Origin of the sequence: Herbaspirillum huttiense, assembly GCF_047300815.1 — a bacterium.
In the GTDB taxonomy this organism is placed as follows: Bacteria; Pseudomonadota; Gammaproteobacteria; order Burkholderiales; family Burkholderiaceae_D; genus Herbaspirillum; species Herbaspirillum huttiense_A.
In genome coordinates this window covers 3,717,795-3,738,570 of sequence record NZ_CP178608.1, presented here as the reverse complement: position 1 = coordinate 3,738,570, position 20,776 = coordinate 3,717,795, and the positions used below count along the sequence as shown (strand labels likewise).

Sequence of the window (20,776 nt, the reverse complement as noted above, 5' to 3'; positions counted from 1 at the left end):
CGCCAAAGCCCGCCCGGTGCGGTCTGCAGCGCAGATGAGACTTTAAAACATCTTGGCTCGGATGGCATCAACGGTTTCATCTGGGCCGTATGCGCAGCGGCATATCTCACCGCATCCGCTTCAGTGATCCGAACTCTGCGCCGCCGCCACCGCATAGCGGGCCACGTCCTCTTCACTGCCCCGGCCATTGAAGAACAGGTTCAGTCCGACCGCCATGGCCGAGGCCAGCAGGATGCCGCTATGGAAAATGGTGCCCAGCAGATGCGGCATCTTGTCGAAGAAGGTCGGCGCAACGATGGGGATCATGCCCACGCCGATGCTGATGGCCACGATGAAGAGATTGTTGCGGTTGCCGTGGAAATCGACCTTGGACAGGATCTTGATACCGGTCGCCGCCACCATCCCGAACATCACGATGCCAGCACCGCCCAGCACGAATTGCGGAATCGACGCGGCCACGTGCGCCATCTTGGGGAACAGGCCGAAGGCAATCAGGATCACCCCGGCCGCCACGCAGACGAAACGGCTGCGAATGCCGGTCACGCCAACCAGCCCGACGTTCTGCGAGAAGGAGGTATAGGGGAAGGTGTTGAAGAGACCGCCGATCACCGTGCCCAGCCCATCCACGCGCAAGCCGCTGGCCAGCGTGCGGTCGTCGATGCGGCGGCCGACGATGTCGCCCAGGGCCATGAACATGCCGGTCGATTCGATCATCGTCACGATCATCACCAGGCACATGCTGATGATGGAGGCGATGTCGAATTGCGGCAGCCCATAGTGAAAGGGCTGGATGAAGGCGAACCAGTCCGCCGCATCCAGCCCGTCAAAGCTGATCTTGCCCAAGGCAAAGGCAATCACGAAACCGACCACCATGCCCATCAACACCGAGATGTTGGAGATGAACCCCCGCGTGTACTTGGTGATGAGCAGGATCGAGACCAGCACCACCGCCGCAATCGAGAGCGATAGCGGCGAGCCGTAGTCGGGATTGGGCACCTTCACGAACACGCCGTCGACCAGCTTGCCGATCACCGGCTGTCCACCTGCGGCCCAGTTGATGCCCACGCCCATGAGCGAGACGCCGATCACCGTGATGACGGTACCGGTGACCACCGGCGGAAAGTAGCGCATGAGCTTGCTCATGTAGGGCGAGGCGAGGACACAGAACACGCCGGAAGCAATCACCGCGCCATAGATATGCAGGATGCTCAGTTGCGGATTGTTGGCCATGGCCACCATCGGTCCCACGGCGGCAAAGGTCACGCCCATCATGACGGGCATGCGGATGCCGAATTTCCAGAGACCGGCGCTCTGGATGATGGTCACCAGTCCGCAGCAGAACAGGTCCGCGCTGATGAGGTAGGCGATCTCGGACTTGGGCAGGTTCAGCGCACCGCCGATGATGAGCGGCACGGCAATCGCGCCGGCATACATCACCAGCACGTGCTGCATGCCGAGGGCAAAGAGCTTGAATACGGGTAGGCGTTCATCCACCGGATGGCGAGTGGCTTGCATGGGATTGTCTCCTGGTATTTTTTATGTGAAAGGAACCTGGCATGTGACCGCGCCCCCGGGATCAATCTGGGAGGGGGCGTGCCTTGCCGCTTGAAGGTGGTTCCGGCCCAGTACCGTGCTCCGCGTCTTGGTGGGGCCTGTGTGCGGATGCCGGTCTGATGCTGGCGATACTAATGCAATCCGGGAAGTGCGATATATAGGCCCCGGCATACCGGCTGGCGCGCCGCCGATATATGCGGGAATGCCCGTTTCCTTTGCCGGAGCGGCCCGTCACCGGTTCAGGCGCGGCCCTGCGCCATCATCTTGGCCGCCGCACTGACTTGGGCGCGCAGCCATTTGTGCTCGGTAGCCTGGTGCACCCGCTCGTGCCAGAGCTGGTAAAAACGCAGCGGCGGAAATTTGATGGGCACCGTATAACTTTTCAGGCCCAGGAGTTTTTCGTAGAAGCTGGCGAACTGCTGGCCGGCCGTCAACACCAGGTCGGTCTGCGCCACCATGTAGGGCAGCATGCGGAAGTGCGCCGATTCCACCACCACATTGCGATGCAGGTTCTGCTTTTCGAGGAAGGTATCGATGCTGCCGTGATAGCCGGGCAGGATCTGCGAGGGGGCGGCATGGGGCAGCGAGAGATAGTCCTCGATGCTCATGGCGTCGCGCGCGGTGCGCTTGGCGTAGGCGCAGTCAGCGCGCATCAGGCAGACGATGGGGTCGTCAAACAGCTTTGACAGGTGCAAATGCGCAGGCGGCTCGTCCCAGTTGGCAATGACCAGGTCCAGTTCTCCGTCCGAGAGCAGGCGCACGTAATCGGTATCCGGCCCCAGCGCATGGATGACGATGCGGCTGCGCGGCGACTCGCGCCGCAGGCGGGCGATCACTTCGGTGAAGAAGGGCGTGTTCATGTAGTCGGGCGCGGCGATGTGGAAGGTGCGCTCTTCCTCCTGCGGCACGAAGGCAGTCTTGGGTACGAACAGGCGCTCGGTCTCGTCGAGGATGCGCTTGGCGGGTTTCAAGAGGCTTTCGCCATGCTGGGTCGGCACCATGCCGCGCGCACCGCGTACCAGCAGCGGGTCCCCGGTCAGTTCGCGGAGCTTGCGCAGCGAGGCCGAGATCGAGGGCTGCGGCTGGTTCAGTTTCAGGGCCACCCGCGATACGTTCTTCTCGCAGAGCAGGAGATAGAGGATGCGGATGAGGTGGATGTCGAGATGGTCAGGCAGCCTGGACATGGGGATGTCTCCGGGGTCTTGTGGTGCGGGGCAGGTGACGGTTTTTCGTTCACTCTGGGGCGGCTGCATCGGGGCAGGCGCATTATCGTTGTAGTGTGCCAGGCCGGCTCGGGCGGCGGCCTGGCGTGATGCGAGCGCAAGCGTCCCACATCCAGGGGGCATTTTTGTATATCGTCATTCGTATGTCAAATATACGTTGATGACCATGTTTTGCGCGGCCCCCGCGTTTATCGTTCGTGCAACCGTCCCGCACCAGCGAGGCGGCCATAAAACAGATGGCATCAGCCATCGGGTCGTAGCGGCAGCACGACGGGAGACCAGCCAAGGCGCCATCACGGCGCCTGCGCTTCCCGGCGCGCGGGAAGCCTTCACTCCACTCATCCAGTTGCAGCCTTGGTACACGCAGGGCGGGGGAAGACTTTCATGGCGGCCCATTCCTGAGGCAATGCCTCGCCTGTCCGGAGTAGGTCGCGGTGGCGGACAGCAATCCTGCGTGGGGAAGACATGGAAGCACTCCTGGTTTCATATGGCATCGACTGGGCCAATCTGCTGGTCCGCTGGCTGCACCTGATCACGGGCATCGCCTGGATCGGTGCCTCGTTCTATTTCGTCTGGCTGGACAACTCCATCCGCCCGCCCAAACCGGGCAGCGACCTGGAGAAGAAGGGCGTTTCCGGCGAGCTGTGGGCCGTGCACGGCGGCGGTTTCTACAATCCGCAAAAGTATCTGGTTGCGCCGGCCGAGCTGCCGGAAGAACTCCACTGGTTCAAGTGGGAAGCCTATGCCACCTGGATCACCGGTGTGGCCATGCTCTTCATCGTCTATTACTTCAATGCCTCGGCCATGATGGTCGACAAGTCCGTAGCCAATCTCACCGGGCCGGAAGCCGTCGGCGTGGGCATCGGCACCCTGGTGCTGGGCTGGATCGTCTACGACCTGCTGTGCAAGTCGCCGCTGGGCAAGCGCGAAGGGGTGCTGGGGCTGGTGATGTTCGTCTTCATCGTGGCGGTGGCCTACCTGCTCACGCACCTGCTGTCGGGCCGCGCGGCGTATATCCACGTGGGCGCGATGATCGGCACCATCATGGTGGGCAATGTGCTCATGGTCATCATTCCGGGCCAGCGCAAGCTGGTCGAAGCGATGAAGGCCGGCCGTTCACCCGACCCCATCCACGGCCGCAAGGGCAAGCAGCGCAGCGTGCACAACAACTACTTCACGCTGCCCATTCTCTTCATCATGATCAGCAACCACTATGCGATGACCTACACGCATGCCCATAGCTGGCTGGTGCTGGCGGCGATCATGGCGGCCGGTGTGCTGATTCGTCACTTCTTCAATCTGCGGCACAAGGGCAAGGTGTCGGTGGGCTATCCCATCGCCGGTGTGGCCTTGCTGCTGGCGGTGGCCGTGGCGATTGCGCCGCGTCCTGTCGCACCTGCTGCATCGGCTGCACCTGCTGCCTCCGCAGGTGAGGGCGCAGCGCCGGTGGCGGCTGCCGCACCGGACTTTGCACGCATCCAGGCCATCGTCACCCAGCGTTGCGCCAGCTGCCATTCGGACAAGCCGACCCAGGCCGGCTTCGCCACCGCACCAGCCGGGATGATGCTGCAAACGCCCGAGCTGATTCATCAGCACGCGGCCAAGATCTTCCAGCGCGCCGTCCAGACCAAGGACATGCCGCTGGCCAACATGACCCAGATGACCGATGCGGAACGCGCCGAGCTGGCCGCATGGTTCCAGACTGGGGCCAAGTAATCGCACCCGATTCCATCAGAGATCACTCATGCAAACCATTACCATCGACGGATTCAACCTCACCGCCGCGCAAGTCGTCAGCGTGGCCCGCGCGCCTCACCTGAAAGTGGCGCTGGCCGATTCTTCGCGCAGCGCGCTCAAGCAGAGCCGCGACTACATCGAATCGACCTGGATGCACGATGAAGCGCCCATGATGTACAGCTTCAATACCGGTGTCGGTTTGCTCAAGGACACGCGCATCAAGGTCGAGCATATCGAGCTGTTCCAGACCCAGTTGATCCGCGCCCACAGTGCGGGCATCGGCGAGCCGTTTTCGGAAGAAGTCAGCCGCGCCACCATGCTGCTGCGGGCCAATGCATTCGCATCGAATTATTCCGCACCGCGCGTGGAAGTGGTGGACCGCCTGCTGGCCTTCATCAATGCCGGCATCCATCCCATCATGCCGCAGAAGGGATCGGTCGGTGCCTCCGGTGATCTGGCGCCGCTGGCCTATCTGGCGGCGGCCATTGCGGGATTCGATGAAGCGGAAGTGATGTATCAAGGCCAGCGCATGCGCGCCACGCAAGCCATCGAGCAGGCCGGGATAGGTTCGGTCAAATTTGATCTCAAGGCCAAGGATGCTTCGGCCCTCATCAATGGCTGCACCGCCTCGCTGGCAGTCGCCATCCTCGCCGCACACGATGCGCGCCATCTGCTGACTGATGCCTGCCTGTCGCTGGGGCTGACGCTGGAAGCGATGCGGGCCGAAATGGCGGCCTTCGATCCGCGTATCCAGATGGCCCGTCCCCATGCGGGGCAGATCAAGACGGCCGAAGTCATCCGTACCTTGTTGAAGGGTTCGACGCGTACTACACATGAAGCGCGCGCAATACAACTGCCTGATGAATTGCGCCGCACCGATATCCCTTACACCGCGCGCATTCAGGATGTGTACTCGCTGCGCTGCGCACCGCAAGTGTATGGTCCGGTATTCGATGCACTCGACTATATCGACACCATCATCGAGAAGGAAACCAACTCCGCCACGGACAATCCGCTGATCTTCAACAAGGAAGACGGCGAAGGTTTCGAAATCATTTCCGGCGGCAACTTCCACGGCCAGTACCTGGCGCAGGCAATGGACTTGCTGGCCATGGCCATCACCGACCTGGGCAGCATCTGCGAACGCCGCATTGCGCGCCTGATCGATCCGACCTTGTCGTGGGGATTGCCGCGCAACCTGATGAGTGGCGTGCGGGGCGTCAACACCGGCTATCCGGTGGTGCAGTGTTCCATGAGTTCGCTGGTGATGGAAAATCGTACGCTGAGCATGCCGGGCAGCGTGGACAGCATCCCCTCCAAGGGCAACAGCGAGGATCACGTTTCCAACTCGACCTGGTGCGCCCGCAAGGCCATGACGGTGGTGCAGAACACGCAATACATCGTCGGCGTGGAAATGCTGCTGGCAGCGCAGGCGCTGACCATGACCGAGGAATTGCTCAAGGACTTCAAGCTGGGGCAGGGGACGCAGGCGGCCTATGAGGAAATCCGCCGGCAGATCCCGGCTTGTCTGGATGGCGATCGCTGGTTCCATGATGACGTGCGCGCGGCACATGACTTCGTGGTCAGCGGATCGGTACGGGAGGCGGTGATCGGTGCGATCGGGCGGTTCGTCTGATCCCGCACTGGCTTGCATGAAAAAGGCCGTCCGGTGCAATGCCGGACGGCCTTCGTCTTTGGCGTATCGGGATACGCTAATTTAAAAACGATATAAAACAAATAAACAATTTGGCGTAGTCAGACATCCGCCCACTGCCGCAGCAGGTTGTGATAATGCCCGGTCAGTCCCACCACTTCCTCGGTATCGCCCAGTTTTTGCCGCAGGCCGAAGATGTTGCGGTCCAGTTCGAAGAGCATGCTGCGTTTCCAGTCGTCGCGGATCATGCTCTGGGTCCAGAAGAAGGAGCATACGCGCGCCCCGCGCGTGACCGGTTCCACCCGGTGCAGGCTGGTGGAGGGATAGACGATCATGTCCCCCGCCGGCAGTTTCACTTCATGGGTGCCATAGGTATCGACCACGACCAGTTCGCCGCCATCGTATTCGTCCGGCTCCGACAGGAACACCGTGGTCGAGACATCGGTACGGATGCTGCCAGCCGCGTTGGGCAGCATGCGCACCGAGCCATCCACGTGCATGCCGTAGTGCTCGCCGCCTTCATAGCTGTTGAAGAGCGGCGGCATGGTCTTTTTGGGCAGCGCAGCGGCAAAGAAGAGGGGATTCCTGCGCAGCGCTTCCAGGATGATCTCGCCGAGCTGGAAACCCAGCGGCGAATGTTCCGGCAACTGCCGGTTGCGCTTCACGCGCGCCCCCTGTTCACCCACCGTCTCGCGGCCGTCCACCCAGTCGGCGCGCTGCAGTTCGGAGCGGATGTGGCTGACCTGTTGCGGGGTCAGGACCTGGGGGATGTGCAGCATCATGATGGAATTCTCCTGTAGCGAATGAAAAAACCCCTCCGCACGGGAGGGGCCGTCAAGTCGCCGATCGCTGGCTCACCGGATGGGACTCGAACTCTTGCGAGTCAGAGCACAACGCCCGGTGAGGGCTTCAATGCCAGGGGCAGGATCAGAACTTGAAGTTGGCGGTCAGCGCCACCGAACGCGGCGTGCCTGGGGTGTAACGATAGCCGCTCTTGTTGATTGCCGCTACATAGTCCTTATCGAAAATATTGTAGATATTGAGCTGTAGATCAACGTTCTTGTTCACGATATAACCAACCATGCCGTCGAAGACCCAGTAGCTGTTGGCGTACTTGGGCGTACCGACCGCACCATCGGTGCCGCGCAGCAGCGAACTGACGTAACGTGCACCACCGCCGACCGTAAAGCCCTGCGGCAGGCGATAGGTGGCCCAGGAAGTGAAGGCTTGCTTGGGCGTATAGGCAAGGTTGTTCTCGCCGGAGGCCGTGGTGATGGCGCCGCTGTTCACTTTGGTATCCATCCAGGTGTAGCCCGCTGCCAGCGACAGGTTGCTGGTCACGTCACCGGTCACGCCCAGCTCGACGCCTTGCACGGTCTTCTTGCCGGTCTGGAAGTATTGCAGCGAGGTCGGATCTTGCTCGACTTCATTGGTCACTTCGGTATGGAACAGGGCAGCAGTGACGGCCAGTTTCTTGTTGAGCAGATCCCACTTGGTCCCCAGCTCGGAAGTCTTGGTCTTCTGCGGGGTGTAGTTGGTGTTGGACGCGCTGTTGGCCGAGGCCGACAGGGCGAAGTTGCTGCCGCCCGGGGGCTGCTGCGAAGTCGCGTACAGGGCGTAGATGCTGCTGTAGTCGGTCGGCTTGAAGATCGCGGCCAGCTTCCAGTTGAACAGGTTGCCCGAGGTCGACAGGTTGGTGATGGTGCCGGCCGCATTGGAGTAGTACGTGGTGCGGTAATGGTCCTCGCGGATGCCGGCGTTGATCGACCACTGGTCGTTGAACTTGATGGTGTCGAACAGGTAGGCCGAGACGGTATCGGTCTTGCCATCGTTGTAGCCGGTGGCGCGGATGGAATAGGTGCCGGCACCGAAGTTCGGATCCGGGTTGTACAGGTTGGCCGCCGGCAGCGTGCCGGTGGCGGTGAAGGACGTGGCGTGCTGCTTTTCCTGGGTGAACTCGAGGCCGCCCACCACCGTGTGCTGCAGGCTGCCGCTCTTCAGGTTGGCCGTCACGTTGGTCTGGTTGGTGATGATCTCGTTGGACTGGTCCTTGCGGGTGGGCAGGTTGCGGGCCAGGGTCCAGCCCGCCAGGTTGGTCGCCGACGGCGTCACCAGGCCGGCAGCGCGGGTGCTGCTGGCGGCCGAGGCCATGAAGGACGTCAGGAAGTAATCCTGGCTGGTCTTGGCGTAGCGGGTGGTGTTCTGCAGCTTCACGTCCTGCGAGAAGTCATGCTCCACGCGGGCGGTGAACATGTCGGCCGTGACCTTGTCGTAATCGTTCACATTGCCGTAGAAATTCTTCGAGGACACGCGCGGGGCGCCCGAGATGTAGGGGCGCGCCGCATCCGGCGAGGTGTAGCCGGGCAGGCCGATGGTGGGCACGCCGCCATCGGGCACGTTGTCCTGGTCGATGTGCAGGTAGTTCAGGAACACGCGGGTCGGGCTGTTCAGGCCAAAGGCCAGCGAGGGCGCCACGCCCCAGCGGTCGTTCTTGACTTCATGGCGGCCGGGGACGCCGCTGTCCTGCTTCATCACGTTCAGGCGCAGGGCGATGCCGCGCTCTTCATCGAGCACCTTGTTCCAGTCGGCGGTGCCGCGCTTCTGGTTCCAGCTGCCATAGGTGGCCGAGGAGTTGAAGAAGTTGCTCATCTCGGCCTGCTTGGTGACCATGTTGATCGAGCCGGTCGGCGAGCCGCGTCCGTTGTCGGTACCCGCTGGGCCCTTCAGGACTTCCACTTGCTGGATGTTGAACATGTCGCGCGAGATCGAGCCCAGGTCGCGCACGTTGTCCACGAAGATCGCGCTGGAGCTGTCGAAGCCGCGCATGTAGATGGCGTCGCCGGTACTGGTCGAACCGTTTTCACCGAGATAGAAGGTCCCCACGCCCGGGCTGTTGCGCAGTGCTTCGGTCAGGGTGGTAGCGCCTTGCTGGTCGATCAGCTGCTTCTTGATCACGGTCAGGGTCTGCGGGGTGTCCACCAGCGGCTGGCTGTACTTGGCCGAGGAGGCCTTGTCGGCCTTGTAGTCCGATTCCTGGGTGGCGGTCACTTCGACCTTGGGCAGGGCAGTGCTGGTCTGGGCATGCACGCCCACGGCCGGCAGCAGCAGGGCGCCGGCAACGGCGGCGGACAGTCGGGTCGAAGCAAAGGCAGGCTGCGCGTGCTTGCGGCTCTTGATGTAACTCATGGCAAGGTTCCGAGAGAAAGTGTTGAGGGTTCTCTTGGCTGGCTATGAGTCGTACGGGCGATCGCGGTCTCGTAAGACCGGGCAGGCTCCGCCGGATGGCTGGCGAGGTTGTAATTTTGTGTATCCCGTTTCTGTCGTTGTGTATCGAATTACTTCGGGATTTTTACAATTATAGACTTGCGCCAAATAAAAGTGATTCTTATTCTGAAAAAATTTATGTTCCCGCTTGGCCTGCCGTTTGTCCGGTATTCAGGACATATTGCGCAAAGCCGCGTCCACGCGGGCAATCCGTGCCGTTTATCCTGATTCGTCATTTGTTGTGCAAAAGACACGAAGCCTCACGCCATCGCACAGGGCGATGGCGTGCGGGCTGGAGAGGGTGCAGCGAAAGGGAAGGTCAATGGTGGCGGCAGGACGCCGCCACCAGGAGGGGCTGCGGGATCAGAAGCGGAAGTTGCCCGTCAGCGAGAAGGCGCGCGTGCCGCCGGGGGTGTAGCGGTAGCCGCTCTTGTTGATGGCGGCGGCATACTGCTTGTTGAACAGGTTGGTCACGTTGAACTGCAGCTCCACGGTCTTGTTGATGGTGTAGCTGGCCATGGCATCGACCAGCCAGTAGGCATCGGTCCTGGTGGGCGTGCCCAGCGCATTGCTGTCGGTGCCGCGCAGCAGGCCATCGGTATAGCGCAGGCCGCCACCGAGCGCCAGACCCGGCGCCGCGCGCCAGGTGGCCCACGAGGTCAGGGACTGGCGCGGCGCGTAGGCCAGGTAGTTCTCGCCGTTGGCGGTGACCACGCGGCCCTTGTTGACGCGGCTGTTCATGCGGCTGTAGCCGGCGGTGAGCGAAATGTCCCGCGTGAGCTCGCCGGTGACGCCCAGTTCCACCCCTTGCGTGCGTTTCTCCCCGATCTGGAACCAGGTATCGGCCAGCGTTCCCGGCTCGATCTCATTGTGCACGTCGGTGCGAAAGAGCGCGGCTGTGACGGCCAGGCGGCGTTCCAGCAGGTCCCACTTGGTGCCGAGTTCGGCGGTGCGGGTCTTTTGCGGGGCGTAGTCGGGGTGGGAGGGATTCCTGCGGCTGGCACTGAGGGAGAGATTGTTGCCGCCCGGTGGCTGCTGCGAACTCGCCAGCAGGGCGTAGACGCTGCTGTAGCCGGTGGGCTTGAAGACGGCTGCCAGCTTCCAGCTCAGCAGGTTGCCCGAGGTTTTCAACGCTGTGGTGGTGCCTGAGGTGACGCCGTCGAAGGAGGTGCGGTAATGGTCCTCGCGCAAGCCCAGGTTCAGTGACCAGCGCTCATCGAACTTGAGCGTGTCCAGCACGTACAGCGCGACGGTATCGATCTGCCCCTCGTTGCGGCCGGTGGCCCGGATGCTGACTTCCGACTCGTCGAAGCGGGGATCCGGCTGGTACAGGTTGGCCGGGGGACGGAAGCCGTCCACCGTGAAGGCCAGCGCATGCTGGCGTTCGCGCATCAGTTCCAGTCCGCCGACCAGGGTGTGCCGGATTGTGCCGGTATCGAACTGCGCCGTGGCATGGGTCTGGTTGCTGAGGATCTCGTTGGCCTGGTCGCGCCGCGTGACGATGTTGCGCGCCAATAGCCAGGTGGAACGGTCAGTGGCCGAGGGCGTGCGGATGCCGGACTTGTACTTGCCCCGGTCGCTGCCGGTGGCGATGAAGGAGGCCAGGCGGTAATCCTGGTCGGTGCGGGCGTAGCGGGTGCTGTTTTCCAGCTTCAGGGTGGGCGACACATCGTGCTGCACCCGCAGGGTGTACATGTCGGCGTTGACCCGGTCATAGTCGTCCACGTGGCCATAGTAGTTGCTCGGATTCACCTTGGGGGCATCACCAATGAAGGGACGCGCCGGATCCGGCGAGCGATAGCCGGGCAGGCCCAGGGTGACTACGCCGCCATCCGGGACGTTGTCCTGCTGCATGTGTACGTAGTTGAAGAGGATGCGGGTGGGGCCGTTCAGGCCCCAGGCCAGCGAGGGGGCAAAGCCGTCGCGGCTGCTGTGCACCTGGTGGCGGCCGGGTACGCCGCTGTGCTGTTTCATCAGGTTCAGGCGCAGCGCCAGGCCCTGGTCAGGGTCCAGGACCTTGTTCCAGTCCACGGTGGCACGCTTCTGGTTCCAGCTGCCATAGGTGCCGCTGGCGCTGACCGCATCAGCCAGTTCGGGCTGTTTGGTGACCAGGTTGACGGAGCCGGTCGGAGAACCCCGGCCGTTGTCGGAGCCCGCCGCGCCCTTCAAGACCTCCACCTGCTGCAGGTTGAAGACGTCGCGCGAGATCGCGCCCAGGTCGCGCACATTGTCCACGAAGATGGCGCTGGAGATGTCGAAGCCGCGCATGTAGATGGTGTCGCCGGTACTGGTGCTGCCGTTCTCGCCGAGGAAGAAGGTGCCCACGCCCGGTGTATTGCGCAGCACCTCCGTGAGGGTGGTGGCGCCTTGCTGCTCCATCAGCGGGCGCTTGAGGATCTGCAGGGTCTGCGGGGTGTCCACGAGCGGCTGGCTGTACTTGGGCGAGGCTGATTGTTCGGCCTTGTAGGGCGACTCCTTGACGGCATCGACCTGCACCGAGGGTAGTTTGGCGCCGCCCGACTGCGCCTGCGCAGTAGCCACCGGCAACAGCAGGGCGCCGGCGAGCGCCGCCGAGAGGCAGCTGGACGGAGAGAGGGCCGAGGGAGGTGAAGAAGGGTGCTTGCGGCTCGTAATGAAGCTCATGTCAGGTTCCAAGAGTAAGGGTGGCGAAATCTCTTGGCTGGCGAAGAGCGATGTGCGGGGCGAGTTGAAGCTTTATGAAAAAAGCGGAACACGCGTCCGGGCAGGGGCTGGCGGGTAGATGTCAGGGAAATCCGGCCGGCCGTGCATGCGCACCGGGAGCGGATCCGAGCGAGTATAGGAAGCGGAGGGAAAAAAAGAACTCCTGCAAATTTCGATTTTTTGCAGGAGTTTTTGAGATGAAAAACTTATTGGGGAAGCTCGATTTTCTTCAATCAGAATCGTCTGGCGCGAGAGAGGTCGCGCGGCTTCCCGTCAGGCAGGTCGATCAGAAGTGGTATTCGGCGCGCACCATCGGTGTTTTGGCCAGCGAGCCCGGCACGGTGTGCGGGTTGCCGAACTTGTTGCGCCAGTACTGGTATTCCAGGCCCACGCGGAAGGTGTTCTTGCCCAGGCCCAATGCCGTACCCACGTCATACATCACCTGGCCATCGAAGTTGACTTCGGGTCCGGTCGAGCCGCCGAACTCGTTCTTGCCCTTGGCGGCGATGTAGTTCATGTAGCCCTCGAAGGCCCATCCGCTGCCGCCCAGCGGGATGCCCCAGGCCAGGTTCAGCATCGGGTGCGTGTCGTAGGTGTAGCGGCTGGTGATGCCCTTGGGCTGGTTGCTTTCAAACAGCGCCAGCACGCTCACGTTGAGGAAACCCGGCACATCCATCATCAGGGTCGGACCGACCACCCACATGCGCTTCTTGGAGGCGTAGCTGTTGTCGTTCTTGGTGTTCCAGTCAAAGCCCAGGGTCAGGCCCACGCCGCGCGCCGGACCGAAGGACAGGTCGCGGCCGCTGATCTTGCCGAGGTCCAGGGTGTGGCGATAGGTGATGTAGGCTTCCTGGGCATTGTCATCCTTGCGGTCCGACATCAGCAGGTCCACATTCAGGAAGTTGGTGCCGTACTTGTAGCCGCTGGCGTGCTGGAAGTTGATGATGTTCTTGGTGATGTCCTGCGTATTGAAGGGCTCGGCAAACTTGGTGCCGTAACGGTAGCCGATCGAATTGTCGGCCCAGTCGGCCGCCAGTGCGCTGCCGCCGGCCATGAGCAGGACGCCCGCGAGCGTGCCGTGCAGACGCAGGGATGGAATGGGCATGGTGTCTCCTCCAGTGATGGATGTTGTTTGATATAAATGATTTAGATGATTGCCGCGCCGGGCCCGTGCGGGTATCTGCGGTCCGGATGTCGGCTCCGGTTTGGCAGGGGGCTGCGCGGTAAGGCATTATGTCCGCTGCAGCGATGGCCGGTATAAGCGCACTCGTATAGGGTTCGGCGGGCGGCGGTATATCATCGGCGCTCACGATCACTCATCCGCACTCATCCATTACACAGGGAAAGGACAGCAACATGGGCAAACTGAGCACGCACGTGCTGGATATCACCAAGGGCAAGCCCGGCGCGGGCGTGAAGCTGGCACTCTATGCCGTCAACGACGGCAGCAAGACGCTGCTCAAGCACGTCGTCACCAACAGCGATGGCCGCGTCGATGTGCCGCTGCTGGAAGGGGAGGCACTGCAGCCCGGCAAGTATGAGCTGGTGTTTGCGGCCGGCGACTATTTTGCGCAGCAGGGCGTGAGCCTGCCGGAACCGCGCTTCGTCGATGAAGTGGTGATCGCCTTCGGCGTGGCCGATGCGTCGCAGAACTATCACGTGCCGCTGGTGGTGTCGCCCTGGGCTTATTCCACTTATCGCGGCAGTTGATGATGCGTGCCTGATTCATCTCTGGCATCGATGAATGAAAAATCCGGCTTTCGCGCAAGAAGCCGGATTTTTTTATGCCCGTAAGAGGCGGCGCAGGCTTGGCGACAAGCAATTCATCAGCGGCCATTGATGGCGTGGCCAGATGTTGTGGGTGAATGCAAAAGGGCAAGGAGCAGCGCAGCGAGTTTGATTTGGATTAAGGGGCGCGGGGCGGAAATCGGGTCCAATCTCAACTCCTCTCTGTTGTATTTGCGGGGCTGCGGCAATATGTCGCAGCCCCTTTTTTTCGTCCCTCACTACGGCTAACTGCCTGTGCGCAAAGGATTTTTTCGGTGCGCACTCCGCAAGCTTTCCTGCGGGCAGCATGTTGCCCGGAACGCAGCGCACAGGCTGCGTGATAGATTGCGCCGATGAAAAAAACAGGGAGGGCGAACGTCACGGCGGTCGCGGGTGCGGCTGCGCGCCTCCCCTGAAAACACCAAGAAAAGACCAGACACGCTCGCCATGAACCCGCCGTTCTCCCCCTCTCGTTTGACCTCGCCCCATTCCCGCCTGCGTCCCTCGCCCTTGCTGCTGGCCGTGCTCTGCGCCTGGAGCGGCAGCGCCCTGGCCCAGCAAGCCGCGACCGATGCGGCCAGCAGTGATGCGGCCTTGCCGACCATCGAAGTGCGCGGCAGCGGCTCGGTGGCCGAACGCAAGCAGCTGCCGCAGACCACGGCCAGCGTGACCGCCGACACCGCTGCGGCGAGCATCAACGTCACCGACAGTTCGGATGCGCTCAAGTACCTGCCCAGCCTCTCGGTGCGCAAGCGCTATATCGGCGACACGCAGTCGCCCCTGGCTACCCGCACCACGGGTGTGAATGCCAGTGCCCGCAGCCTGGTCTATGCCGATGGCATCCTGCTCTCGGCACTGGTGAACAACAACAACGGCAATGGCTCGCCCCGCTGGTTCATGGTGGCGCCCGAAGAGATCGAGCGCATCGATGTGATGTATGGACCGTTTGCGGCGGAGTATCCGGGCAACTCCTATGGGGCCGTCACCGAGATCACCACGCGCATGCCGCAGCAGTTCGAGGCCAGCATCAAGGCGCAATATGCGCAGCAGGATTTCAGTCACTACGGCGCCTCCGGCACCTATCGCGCGCAGGAGTACAACGTCGGGTTGGGCAATCGCAGCGGCGCGTTGGCGTGGCGTTTTTCGGTCAATCACCTGGACAGTTATTCGCAGCCGGTGACCTACATCACCGCCGCCAGCCAGCCGGCCGGCACCACCGGCGCCGTGCTGGTACAGGATCGCACCGGCAAGAACCAGTATGTGCTGGGCGCCGGCAACCTCACGCATACGGTGCAGGACACGGCGCGGCTGAAGGTCTCCTATGACTTCACGCCGTCACTCACGGCCACCTATACCCTGGGCTTCTGGCAGAACCAGGCCAATGCCGATCCGCAGAGTTTCCTGAAGAACGCCAGTGGCGCCACCGCCTACGGCAGCGGATTTTCCAGCAACGACGTGGACCAGCAGCAGTGGATGCAGTCGCTGGAATTGCGCAGCAAGACCGGCGGCGAGTGGGACTGGCAACTGGCGGCCTCGACCTTGTCCGCCTCACGCGACCTGACCCGCACCTCCACCGCCGCCTTCCCGGCCGGACAAAGCGGCGGTACCGGCACCATCGCCGATGCCAGCGGCACCGGCTGGAGCACGGTCGATGCCAAGGGTATCTGGCGCCCGCAAGGCAGTGCCCAGGTCATCAGTGTCGGCGCGCATGTGGACCGCTATACCCTGGCCACGCCAACCTGGAACACCAGCAACTGGATCAGCGGTGGCAACGGCACGCTGGCCTCCGACTCGCGCGGCAAGACCGAGACCTCGGCGCTGTGGGCGCAGGATGTGTGGCGTCTCGCGCCTTCGCTCAAAGCCACGCTGGGCGCGCGTTACGAGTGGTGGCGCGCCTTCGATGGCCGCAACGTCTCGACCTCGGGCAATACCGTGTTTGCGGTCAATCAGCCGCAGGTCAGCCACAACGGACTCTCGCCCAAGGCTTCGCTGGCCTGGTCCTTTGCCGACGACTGGGTGACGACGCTCTCCACCGGCCGCGCACTGCGCTTCCCCACCGTCGGTGAGCTGTACCAGAACGTGCTGCTCAATGGCGTCTATCTGCAGGCCAATCCGAACCTGAAACCCGAGAAAGTCTGGTCCACCGAACTGGCTCTCGAAAAGCAGTTGCAGGAAGGGCAGGGCAAGTGGCGCGTGTCGCTCTTCGAAGAGCGGGTGTCCGATGCCCTGATCTCGCAATCCTCGACCATCGGCAGTGGCGTTGCCTCCTACACGCAGAACGTGGACCGCACCCGCCAGCGCGGCATCGAAGCCGCCTTCGAGCGCAACGATTTGCTGGTGCGCGGCTTCTCGCTCAATGGCAGCCTGACCTGGGTGGATGCACGCATCCTGGAGAACAAGGGCTATGTGGCCACCACGGCCGGCGCCACGTCAGTGGGCAAGCGCACGCCCTATGTGCCCGAATGGCGTGCCACGCTGGTGGCCAGCTACAAGCCCGATGACCGCTGGACCTACACGGTGGCCGGGCGTTACAGCGGACGGGTCTATGCGACGGTGGACAATACCGACATCAACACCCACACCTACCAGGGCTTCGACGGCTACACCGTCTTCGATGCGCGCGTGCGCTATCGCATCGACCGCCACTGGAGTGCTGCGCTGGGCGTGGACAACCTGACCAACCGGGATTACTTCCTGTTCCATCCCTTCCCGCAGCGGACCGTCTTTGCCGAGCTGAAATATGACTTTTGATGAGGGAGGTCGCTGCAGTGGCTGTTGCCATGTGACCGGGCAGGCCGGAGTGAATCCGGCTGCCGGATGAGGTGAAGGAAGGCGCTAGCGCGGCCTCTGCTCAGCTGCCGCGCGCCTTTTCGATGGTTTCGCGGGCGGCTTCCATCAGGGCGGCCGGTTCCGGGGCGTTCGATTCCAGGTAGGAATTTTCCAGCGTGACCGAGAGATTGCTCATCTTCTCCGACAATTCCGCCAGCGCCACGCTGAGCTCGCACATCAGGGCCGAGATATTTTTGGGTGACTGCGTCATTACGTTTCCTTTTCAGATGTCGCACCTTGATGACGTGTCTACGGCGACGAAGAGGGGGGATTCATCGCGCAGCAAGCCGGTACGTACCAATCGATTACGTCGTGAGCTTCGAACATTCTAAGCCATGCCGAATGCCGGTACGACTGTACCTTGGTATAAAAGTGCGACAAAAAGTGAAAGTTTTTGCGGCGATGTTGCACCGTGGACATGCATCCACGACTGCGTTGCCGTTCTGGCATGGATGAGGCGGCAGGCTTGCCGCTATCCGATGCAGAATCCGTGCCATGCGGGCATTGCCCGCAAGAACACATCTGAAAAGTCCTGGTGACCAGCCAGGATGAGGAGGTACCCGGGAACGGCTTCAGCGCCGTGCCACCACCACCAGTCCCGGTACGGGCTGCTGCAATTCCACACGCAGGCTTTCCTCGCGCACCAGCAGTACTTCCAGCCCGGCGGCTTGCAGGCAGTTTTCCACATAGCGGCGCTGGTGGTGGAAGCGGCCGCTGGGATGGAGAACGTAAGGGGTGTCGCTTTCTTCATCGGCCAGTTCCACCGTGAAGATCAGGTGGCCCCCTGCCTGCAGCGCCAGATGGGCCGCAGTGAAGAAAGACGCCAGCTGCCCGCAGTAGATCAAGACATCGCAGGCAGCGATGAGACCATAGCCTGCCGGGCGGGCCGCCATCCACTCCACCGCGTCCGCTTGCGCCAGCGTGCTGTACTGCGGGTGCTGCGCGGCATGGCGCAGCATGTTGGCCGAGAGGTCCACCCCTTCCAGGGCCAGCGCATGGGGCGCCAGCACCGGCGCGCACAGGCCCGTACCACACCCGGCATCGAGCACATTTGCGGGCGGCACGCCCTGCAGCACGCACGGCAGTATCTCGCCCAGCACTTGCGGTCCGCGATAGTCGAGATGCGCGACCAGGTTGCTGTCGAAGTGATCGGCGTAGTCGTCGAAGCGGCGCTCGATGTAGTCGCGCGGCACGGCATCGCTGGGCAGTCCTGCATAGGCCGTGTACATGTGGCGGGCGATGGGGTGATCCGGTTCTTCCAGCAGCCATGCGCGGCACACCTCGGCGGCTTCCTCCACCCGTCCCAGGAAATAGAACGAGATCGCCAGCAGCTCGCGTGACTTGCCCGCGTGCGGCGGCAGCACGAAGGCCAGGCACTGGTAGCGCGAACTCTGCATGCGGTCACCCAGCTGGGTGTAGATCTCTGCCAGGTGATGCAGGGCCGGCAGGAACTGCGGATCCCGCAGCAAGGCCTGCTCGCAGGCATCGATGGCGGGCTGGAGCTGCTGCTGCGCACGTCTTGACGCGCCCAGGTTGGTCCACAGCTGGGCGTCGTCCGGACGCAGGGCCAAGGCTTTTCCGTAGGCCAGGCAGGCTTCGTCGAAGCGTTCACAGGCGAACAGGACATTGCCCAGGTCATTGCACCAGTCGGCATCGGGCGCTGTGCTGCGCGCGGCCTCGTGCATCAGCGCCAGGCCTTCCTCGTGGCGGCCGCACTGGTGCAGCAGCACGCCCAGGTAGTGCTGCGCCGGGGCATGGTGTTCTTCCATGGCGAGGATGAGGCGATAGTCTTCCTCGGCCGCGTCCAGACGGCCCGCTGCATGATGGTTGAAGGCCGAAGTGAAGCTTTCTTCGATCAATTCTTCCAGGACCCCGGCAGACGGCATGCTTGTGCTCCTCTTGATGTGATCGCCAGCGCGATGTGAATTCATTGGCTCAACGCGGGCAGCGAGGACAGCGGCAGGGCCGCCGCATCGTTGCGTCCGGCTGTTTGCATGGCTGGCTCTGCGGCCAGCGTGAAGACCGCCACCGAGGCCGTGAGCGCAGCGGCCTGTTCGGCCAGGGCATCGGCAGCAGCCGAGGTCTGTTCCACCAGGGCGGCGTTCTGCTGGGTGGCGCGATCCATGTCGGCCAGGCTGAGACTGACCTGGGAAATGCCCTCGGCCTGCTCGCGGGTGGCGGTGGCGATCTCGTTGACGGTGGTCATGACGTTGCCGAAGGACTGCACGATCTGCACGATGGCCTGGTCGGCCTCCTTGACCTGCTGCGCCGCCTGGTCGACCGAACCGATGGAGGTGGCGATGAGATCCTTGACCTCGCGCGCGGCCTCGGCGCTGCGCAGCGCCAGCGAACGCACTTCTGACGCCACCACGGCAAAGCCGCGTCCCTGGCTGCCCGCACGGGCCGCTTCCACTGACGCATTCAAGGCCAGGATGTTGGTCTGGAAGGCGATGCCGTCGATCACGCTGACGATGTCGGAAATGCGTCCGGCACCGGCCGTGACCTGCGCCATGGCGCCGGCAATGCCGCTCATGACCTGGCCGCCGCGCTGGGCATCACGGGCGGCGTCGGCCGCCAGGGCATTGGTGCGCTCGGCATTCTGGGCATTGTTGCGGACCGCGCCGGAGAGCCGCTCCAGGGTGGCGGCGGTGGTTTCCAGGGTGCTGGCCTGGGCTTGCGTACGTTCTGCCAGTTCGCCGTTGCCCTGGGCGATATCGGCTGCACCGTGATGCAGGTCGCGCGTGGCTTCGCGGATGTCGCCGACGGTGCGGGCCACGCCCGCCTGCATGCGTTGCAAGGCGGCCAGCAGGACGCCGATTTCATTGCCGGAGATACCTTGCACCGGCCGGCTCAGGTCGCCGTCGGCGATGCGGTCGAAGTGGGCGGCGGCGCGTTTGAGGGGCTGCAGCAGCAGGCGGTCGAACAGCAGCCAGCAAATGCCGATGAGCAGGATCGACGCCGCCAGCATGGCACCGGCCAGCAGCGACGCCTGGGCCGAGCGTCGTTCGGAGGCCTGGCGCAAGTCTTCCTTGACCTGTACGGCACGCTGGATCACGGCGCGCAGGGTGGCGGCGAATTCACGGTCGGCCGCTTCGGCGCTGACGGTGGCGGCTGCGTAGTCCTCCAGCGAGACGTCATAGAGCGCCACCTCGCGCAGGTTCAAGACTTTGACGTAGCTGTCGTAGGCGGCCGAGACGCGCACCGCTTCGGGTTCGGCCAGCGCCTGCGGCGAGAGTCCCTGTCGGTAGCCATCGAAGGCCTTGCGCGCTTCCTGCAGCGCGGCCGAGGCGCGGCGGCTGTAGTCGTTGGACTTGATCTCGTCGCCCTTGACCAGGTTGATGTAGGCGTTGTCCATGTTGATCAGGGTGGAGAGGAACAGCCGCTCCGTGTCGTGCAGGGGCTGGATGTGGCGGTCCGAGAGTTCGATCAGCGCAACCGTTGCACGGCTGGCCGAGCGCGCACCCTGCCAGGCCATGGCGACGGCCAGCCACAGCGCCAGGGTCAACAGTCCCAGTACCAGCACCAGGCCGGTACGCAGCTTCATTCTGGTCAACATGATGGTGTCCTTTCAGGGGTCAGCGCAGGCCGAAGCGGCGGTCCAGCGACCAGGCGCCGCCACCGCGTGCGACCAGCAGCAGCAACAATCCGGCCCAGGAAAGATGGGTGGGCCAGGCATCCGGATAGACGAAGATCTCGATGACCGCCGTCATGCCCAGCAGTGCCAGCGCCGCGCCGCGCGTAAACAGGCCAAGGATCAGCAGCACCGGGAAGAAGTGTTCGGCATAAGTGGCCATGTGCGCGGCCAGGTCGGGCGGCACCAGCGGCAGGTGGTATTCCTCCTGGAACAGCACATAGGTACTGTCCTTGATCTCAAGTAAGCCGCTGACCTTGGTCCGCCCGGAGAGGAAGAAGATCGAAGCCATCGCCACCCGTGCCACCAGGGCCAGCAGCGAATCAGTGATGAGGCGGCTGGCCAGGTCGGTGGCGCGTGCGCAGAGCGTGCAGCGGGGCTGGGCCTGGCTGTCCAGGGTGAGAGGTTGTTCCATGATGTTCTCCGATGCGTTGT

General features: G+C 63.0%; 14 protein-coding genes. 4 read left to right on the top strand and 10 right to left on the bottom strand.

What is annotated here, in order from left to right:
* Positions 1–120 precede the first annotated feature (120 nt).
* Both ACLRDN_RS17150 and ACLRDN_RS17145 read right to left on the bottom strand, forming a co-directional pair.
* The gene (locus ACLRDN_RS17150; protein WP_413457266.1) at positions 121–1,515 is read right to left on the bottom strand and encodes a nucleobase:cation symporter-2 family protein; all 1,395 of its coding nucleotides are present in this window, start codon (positions 1,513–1,515) and stop codon (positions 121–123) included.
* A gap of 278 nt (positions 1,516–1,793) precedes the next feature.
* Positions 1,794–2,738 carry a LysR substrate-binding domain-containing protein gene (locus tag ACLRDN_RS17145; RefSeq protein WP_134137335.1) on the bottom strand — a complete coding sequence of 315 codons (945 nt, stop codon included), beginning with the start codon at positions 2,736–2,738 and terminating at the stop codon, positions 1,794–1,796.
* A 504-nt stretch (positions 2,739–3,242) separates the two neighbouring features.
* On the opposite strand from ACLRDN_RS17145, the gene ACLRDN_RS17140 reads away from it, so the two are divergent.
* On the top strand, positions 3,243–4,493 hold the full coding sequence (locus tag ACLRDN_RS17140; RefSeq protein WP_413457265.1) for a urate hydroxylase PuuD: 1,251 nt from the start codon (positions 3,243–3,245) through the stop codon (positions 4,491–4,493).
* 28 nt (positions 4,494–4,521) lie between these two features.
* Positions 4,522–6,150: an HAL/PAL/TAL family ammonia-lyase gene (locus tag ACLRDN_RS17135; protein ID WP_413457264.1), complete on the top strand. Its 1,629-nt coding sequence runs from the start codon at positions 4,522–4,524 to the stop codon at positions 6,148–6,150.
* 119 nt (positions 6,151–6,269) lie between these two features.
* Here the strand turns inward: ACLRDN_RS17135 and ACLRDN_RS17130 are convergent, their stop codons facing one another.
* From ACLRDN_RS17130 to ACLRDN_RS17115, 4 genes are all read right to left on the bottom strand, one after another.
* The gene (locus tag ACLRDN_RS17130; RefSeq protein WP_286868827.1) at positions 6,270–6,950 is read right to left on the bottom strand and encodes a Fe2+-dependent dioxygenase; all 681 of its coding nucleotides are present in this window, start codon (positions 6,948–6,950) and stop codon (positions 6,270–6,272) included.
* Between the two features lie 145 nt (positions 6,951–7,095).
* Complete coding sequence (locus ACLRDN_RS17125) at positions 7,096–9,354, bottom strand: catecholate siderophore receptor Fiu (RefSeq protein WP_413457263.1); 2,259 nt, start codon at positions 9,352–9,354, stop codon at positions 7,096–7,098.
* Positions 9,355–9,795: 441 nt separating this feature from the next.
* Positions 9,796–12,075, bottom strand: coding sequence for a catecholate siderophore receptor Fiu (locus tag ACLRDN_RS17120; RefSeq protein ID WP_413457262.1), 2,280 nt, complete (start codon positions 12,073–12,075; stop codon positions 9,796–9,798).
* 325 nt (positions 12,076–12,400) lie between these two features.
* Positions 12,401–13,219: an outer envelope protein gene (locus ACLRDN_RS17115; RefSeq protein ID WP_413457261.1), complete on the bottom strand. Its 819-nt coding sequence runs from the start codon at positions 13,217–13,219 to the stop codon at positions 12,401–12,403.
* 251 nt (positions 13,220–13,470) lie between these two features.
* Here ACLRDN_RS17115 and uraH point away from each other — a divergent pair, with 251 nt between their 5' ends.
* On the top strand, positions 13,471–13,824 hold the full coding sequence (gene uraH / locus ACLRDN_RS17110; RefSeq protein ID WP_413457260.1) for a hydroxyisourate hydrolase: 354 nt from the start codon (positions 13,471–13,473) through the stop codon (positions 13,822–13,824).
* A 504-nt stretch (positions 13,825–14,328) separates the two neighbouring features.
* On the top strand, positions 14,329–16,632 hold the full coding sequence (locus ACLRDN_RS17105) for a TonB-dependent receptor (RefSeq protein ID WP_413457259.1): 2,304 nt from the start codon (positions 14,329–14,331) through the stop codon (positions 16,630–16,632).
* Positions 16,633–16,732: 100 nt separating this feature from the next.
* Here ACLRDN_RS17105 and ACLRDN_RS17100 read toward each other — a convergent pair whose 3' ends face one another.
* From ACLRDN_RS17100 to ACLRDN_RS17085, 4 genes are all read right to left on the bottom strand, one after another.
* On the bottom strand, positions 16,733–16,921 hold the full coding sequence (locus ACLRDN_RS17100) for a hypothetical protein (RefSeq protein WP_034333213.1): 189 nt from the start codon (positions 16,919–16,921) through the stop codon (positions 16,733–16,735).
* A 361-nt stretch (positions 16,922–17,282) separates the two neighbouring features.
* The gene (locus tag ACLRDN_RS17095; protein WP_413457258.1) at positions 17,283–18,596 is read right to left on the bottom strand and encodes a tetratricopeptide repeat protein; all 1,314 of its coding nucleotides are present in this window, start codon (positions 18,594–18,596) and stop codon (positions 17,283–17,285) included.
* 41 nt (positions 18,597–18,637) lie between these two features.
* Complete coding sequence (locus ACLRDN_RS17090) at positions 18,638–20,266, bottom strand: methyl-accepting chemotaxis protein (protein ID WP_413457257.1); 1,629 nt, start codon at positions 20,264–20,266, stop codon at positions 18,638–18,640.
* Between the two features lie 19 nt (positions 20,267–20,285).
* Entirely contained in the window at positions 20,286–20,756 is a 471-nt protein-coding gene (locus ACLRDN_RS17085) for a DoxX family protein (RefSeq protein ID WP_413457256.1), read from the bottom strand.
* Between the last annotated feature and the right edge of the window lie 20 nt (positions 20,757–20,776).

Coding starts and splice junctions, on each gene's coding strand:
- ACLRDN_RS17150 (WP_413457266.1), bottom strand. CDS start 1,515: ATGCAAGCCACTCGCCATCCGGTGGATGAACGCCTACCCGTATTCAAG.
- ACLRDN_RS17145 (WP_134137335.1), bottom strand. CDS start 2,738: ATGTCCAGGCTGCCTGACCATCTCGACATCCACCTCATCCGCATCCTC.
- ACLRDN_RS17140 (WP_413457265.1), top strand. CDS start 3,243: ATGGAAGCACTCCTGGTTTCATATGGCATCGACTGGGCCAATCTGCTG.
- ACLRDN_RS17135 (WP_413457264.1), top strand. CDS start 4,522: ATGCAAACCATTACCATCGACGGATTCAACCTCACCGCCGCGCAAGTC.
- ACLRDN_RS17130 (WP_286868827.1), bottom strand. CDS start 6,950: ATGATGCTGCACATCCCCCAGGTCCTGACCCCGCAACAGGTCAGCCAC.
- ACLRDN_RS17125 (WP_413457263.1), bottom strand. CDS start 9,354: ATGAGTTACATCAAGAGCCGCAAGCACGCGCAGCCTGCCTTTGCTTCG.
- ACLRDN_RS17120 (WP_413457262.1), bottom strand. CDS start 12,075: ATGAGCTTCATTACGAGCCGCAAGCACCCTTCTTCACCTCCCTCGGCC.
- ACLRDN_RS17115 (WP_413457261.1), bottom strand. CDS start 13,219: ATGCCCATTCCATCCCTGCGTCTGCACGGCACGCTCGCGGGCGTCCTG.
- uraH (WP_413457260.1), top strand. CDS start 13,471: ATGGGCAAACTGAGCACGCACGTGCTGGATATCACCAAGGGCAAGCCC.
- ACLRDN_RS17105 (WP_413457259.1), top strand. CDS start 14,329: ATGAACCCGCCGTTCTCCCCCTCTCGTTTGACCTCGCCCCATTCCCGC.
- ACLRDN_RS17100 (WP_034333213.1), bottom strand. CDS start 16,921: ATGACGCAGTCACCCAAAAATATCTCGGCCCTGATGTGCGAGCTCAGC.
- ACLRDN_RS17095 (WP_413457258.1), bottom strand. CDS start 18,596: ATGCCGTCTGCCGGGGTCCTGGAAGAATTGATCGAAGAAAGCTTCACT.
- ACLRDN_RS17090 (WP_413457257.1), bottom strand. CDS start 20,266: ATGTTGACCAGAATGAAGCTGCGTACCGGCCTGGTGCTGGTACTGGGA.
- ACLRDN_RS17085 (WP_413457256.1), bottom strand. CDS start 20,756: ATGGAACAACCTCTCACCCTGGACAGCCAGGCCCAGCCCCGCTGCACG.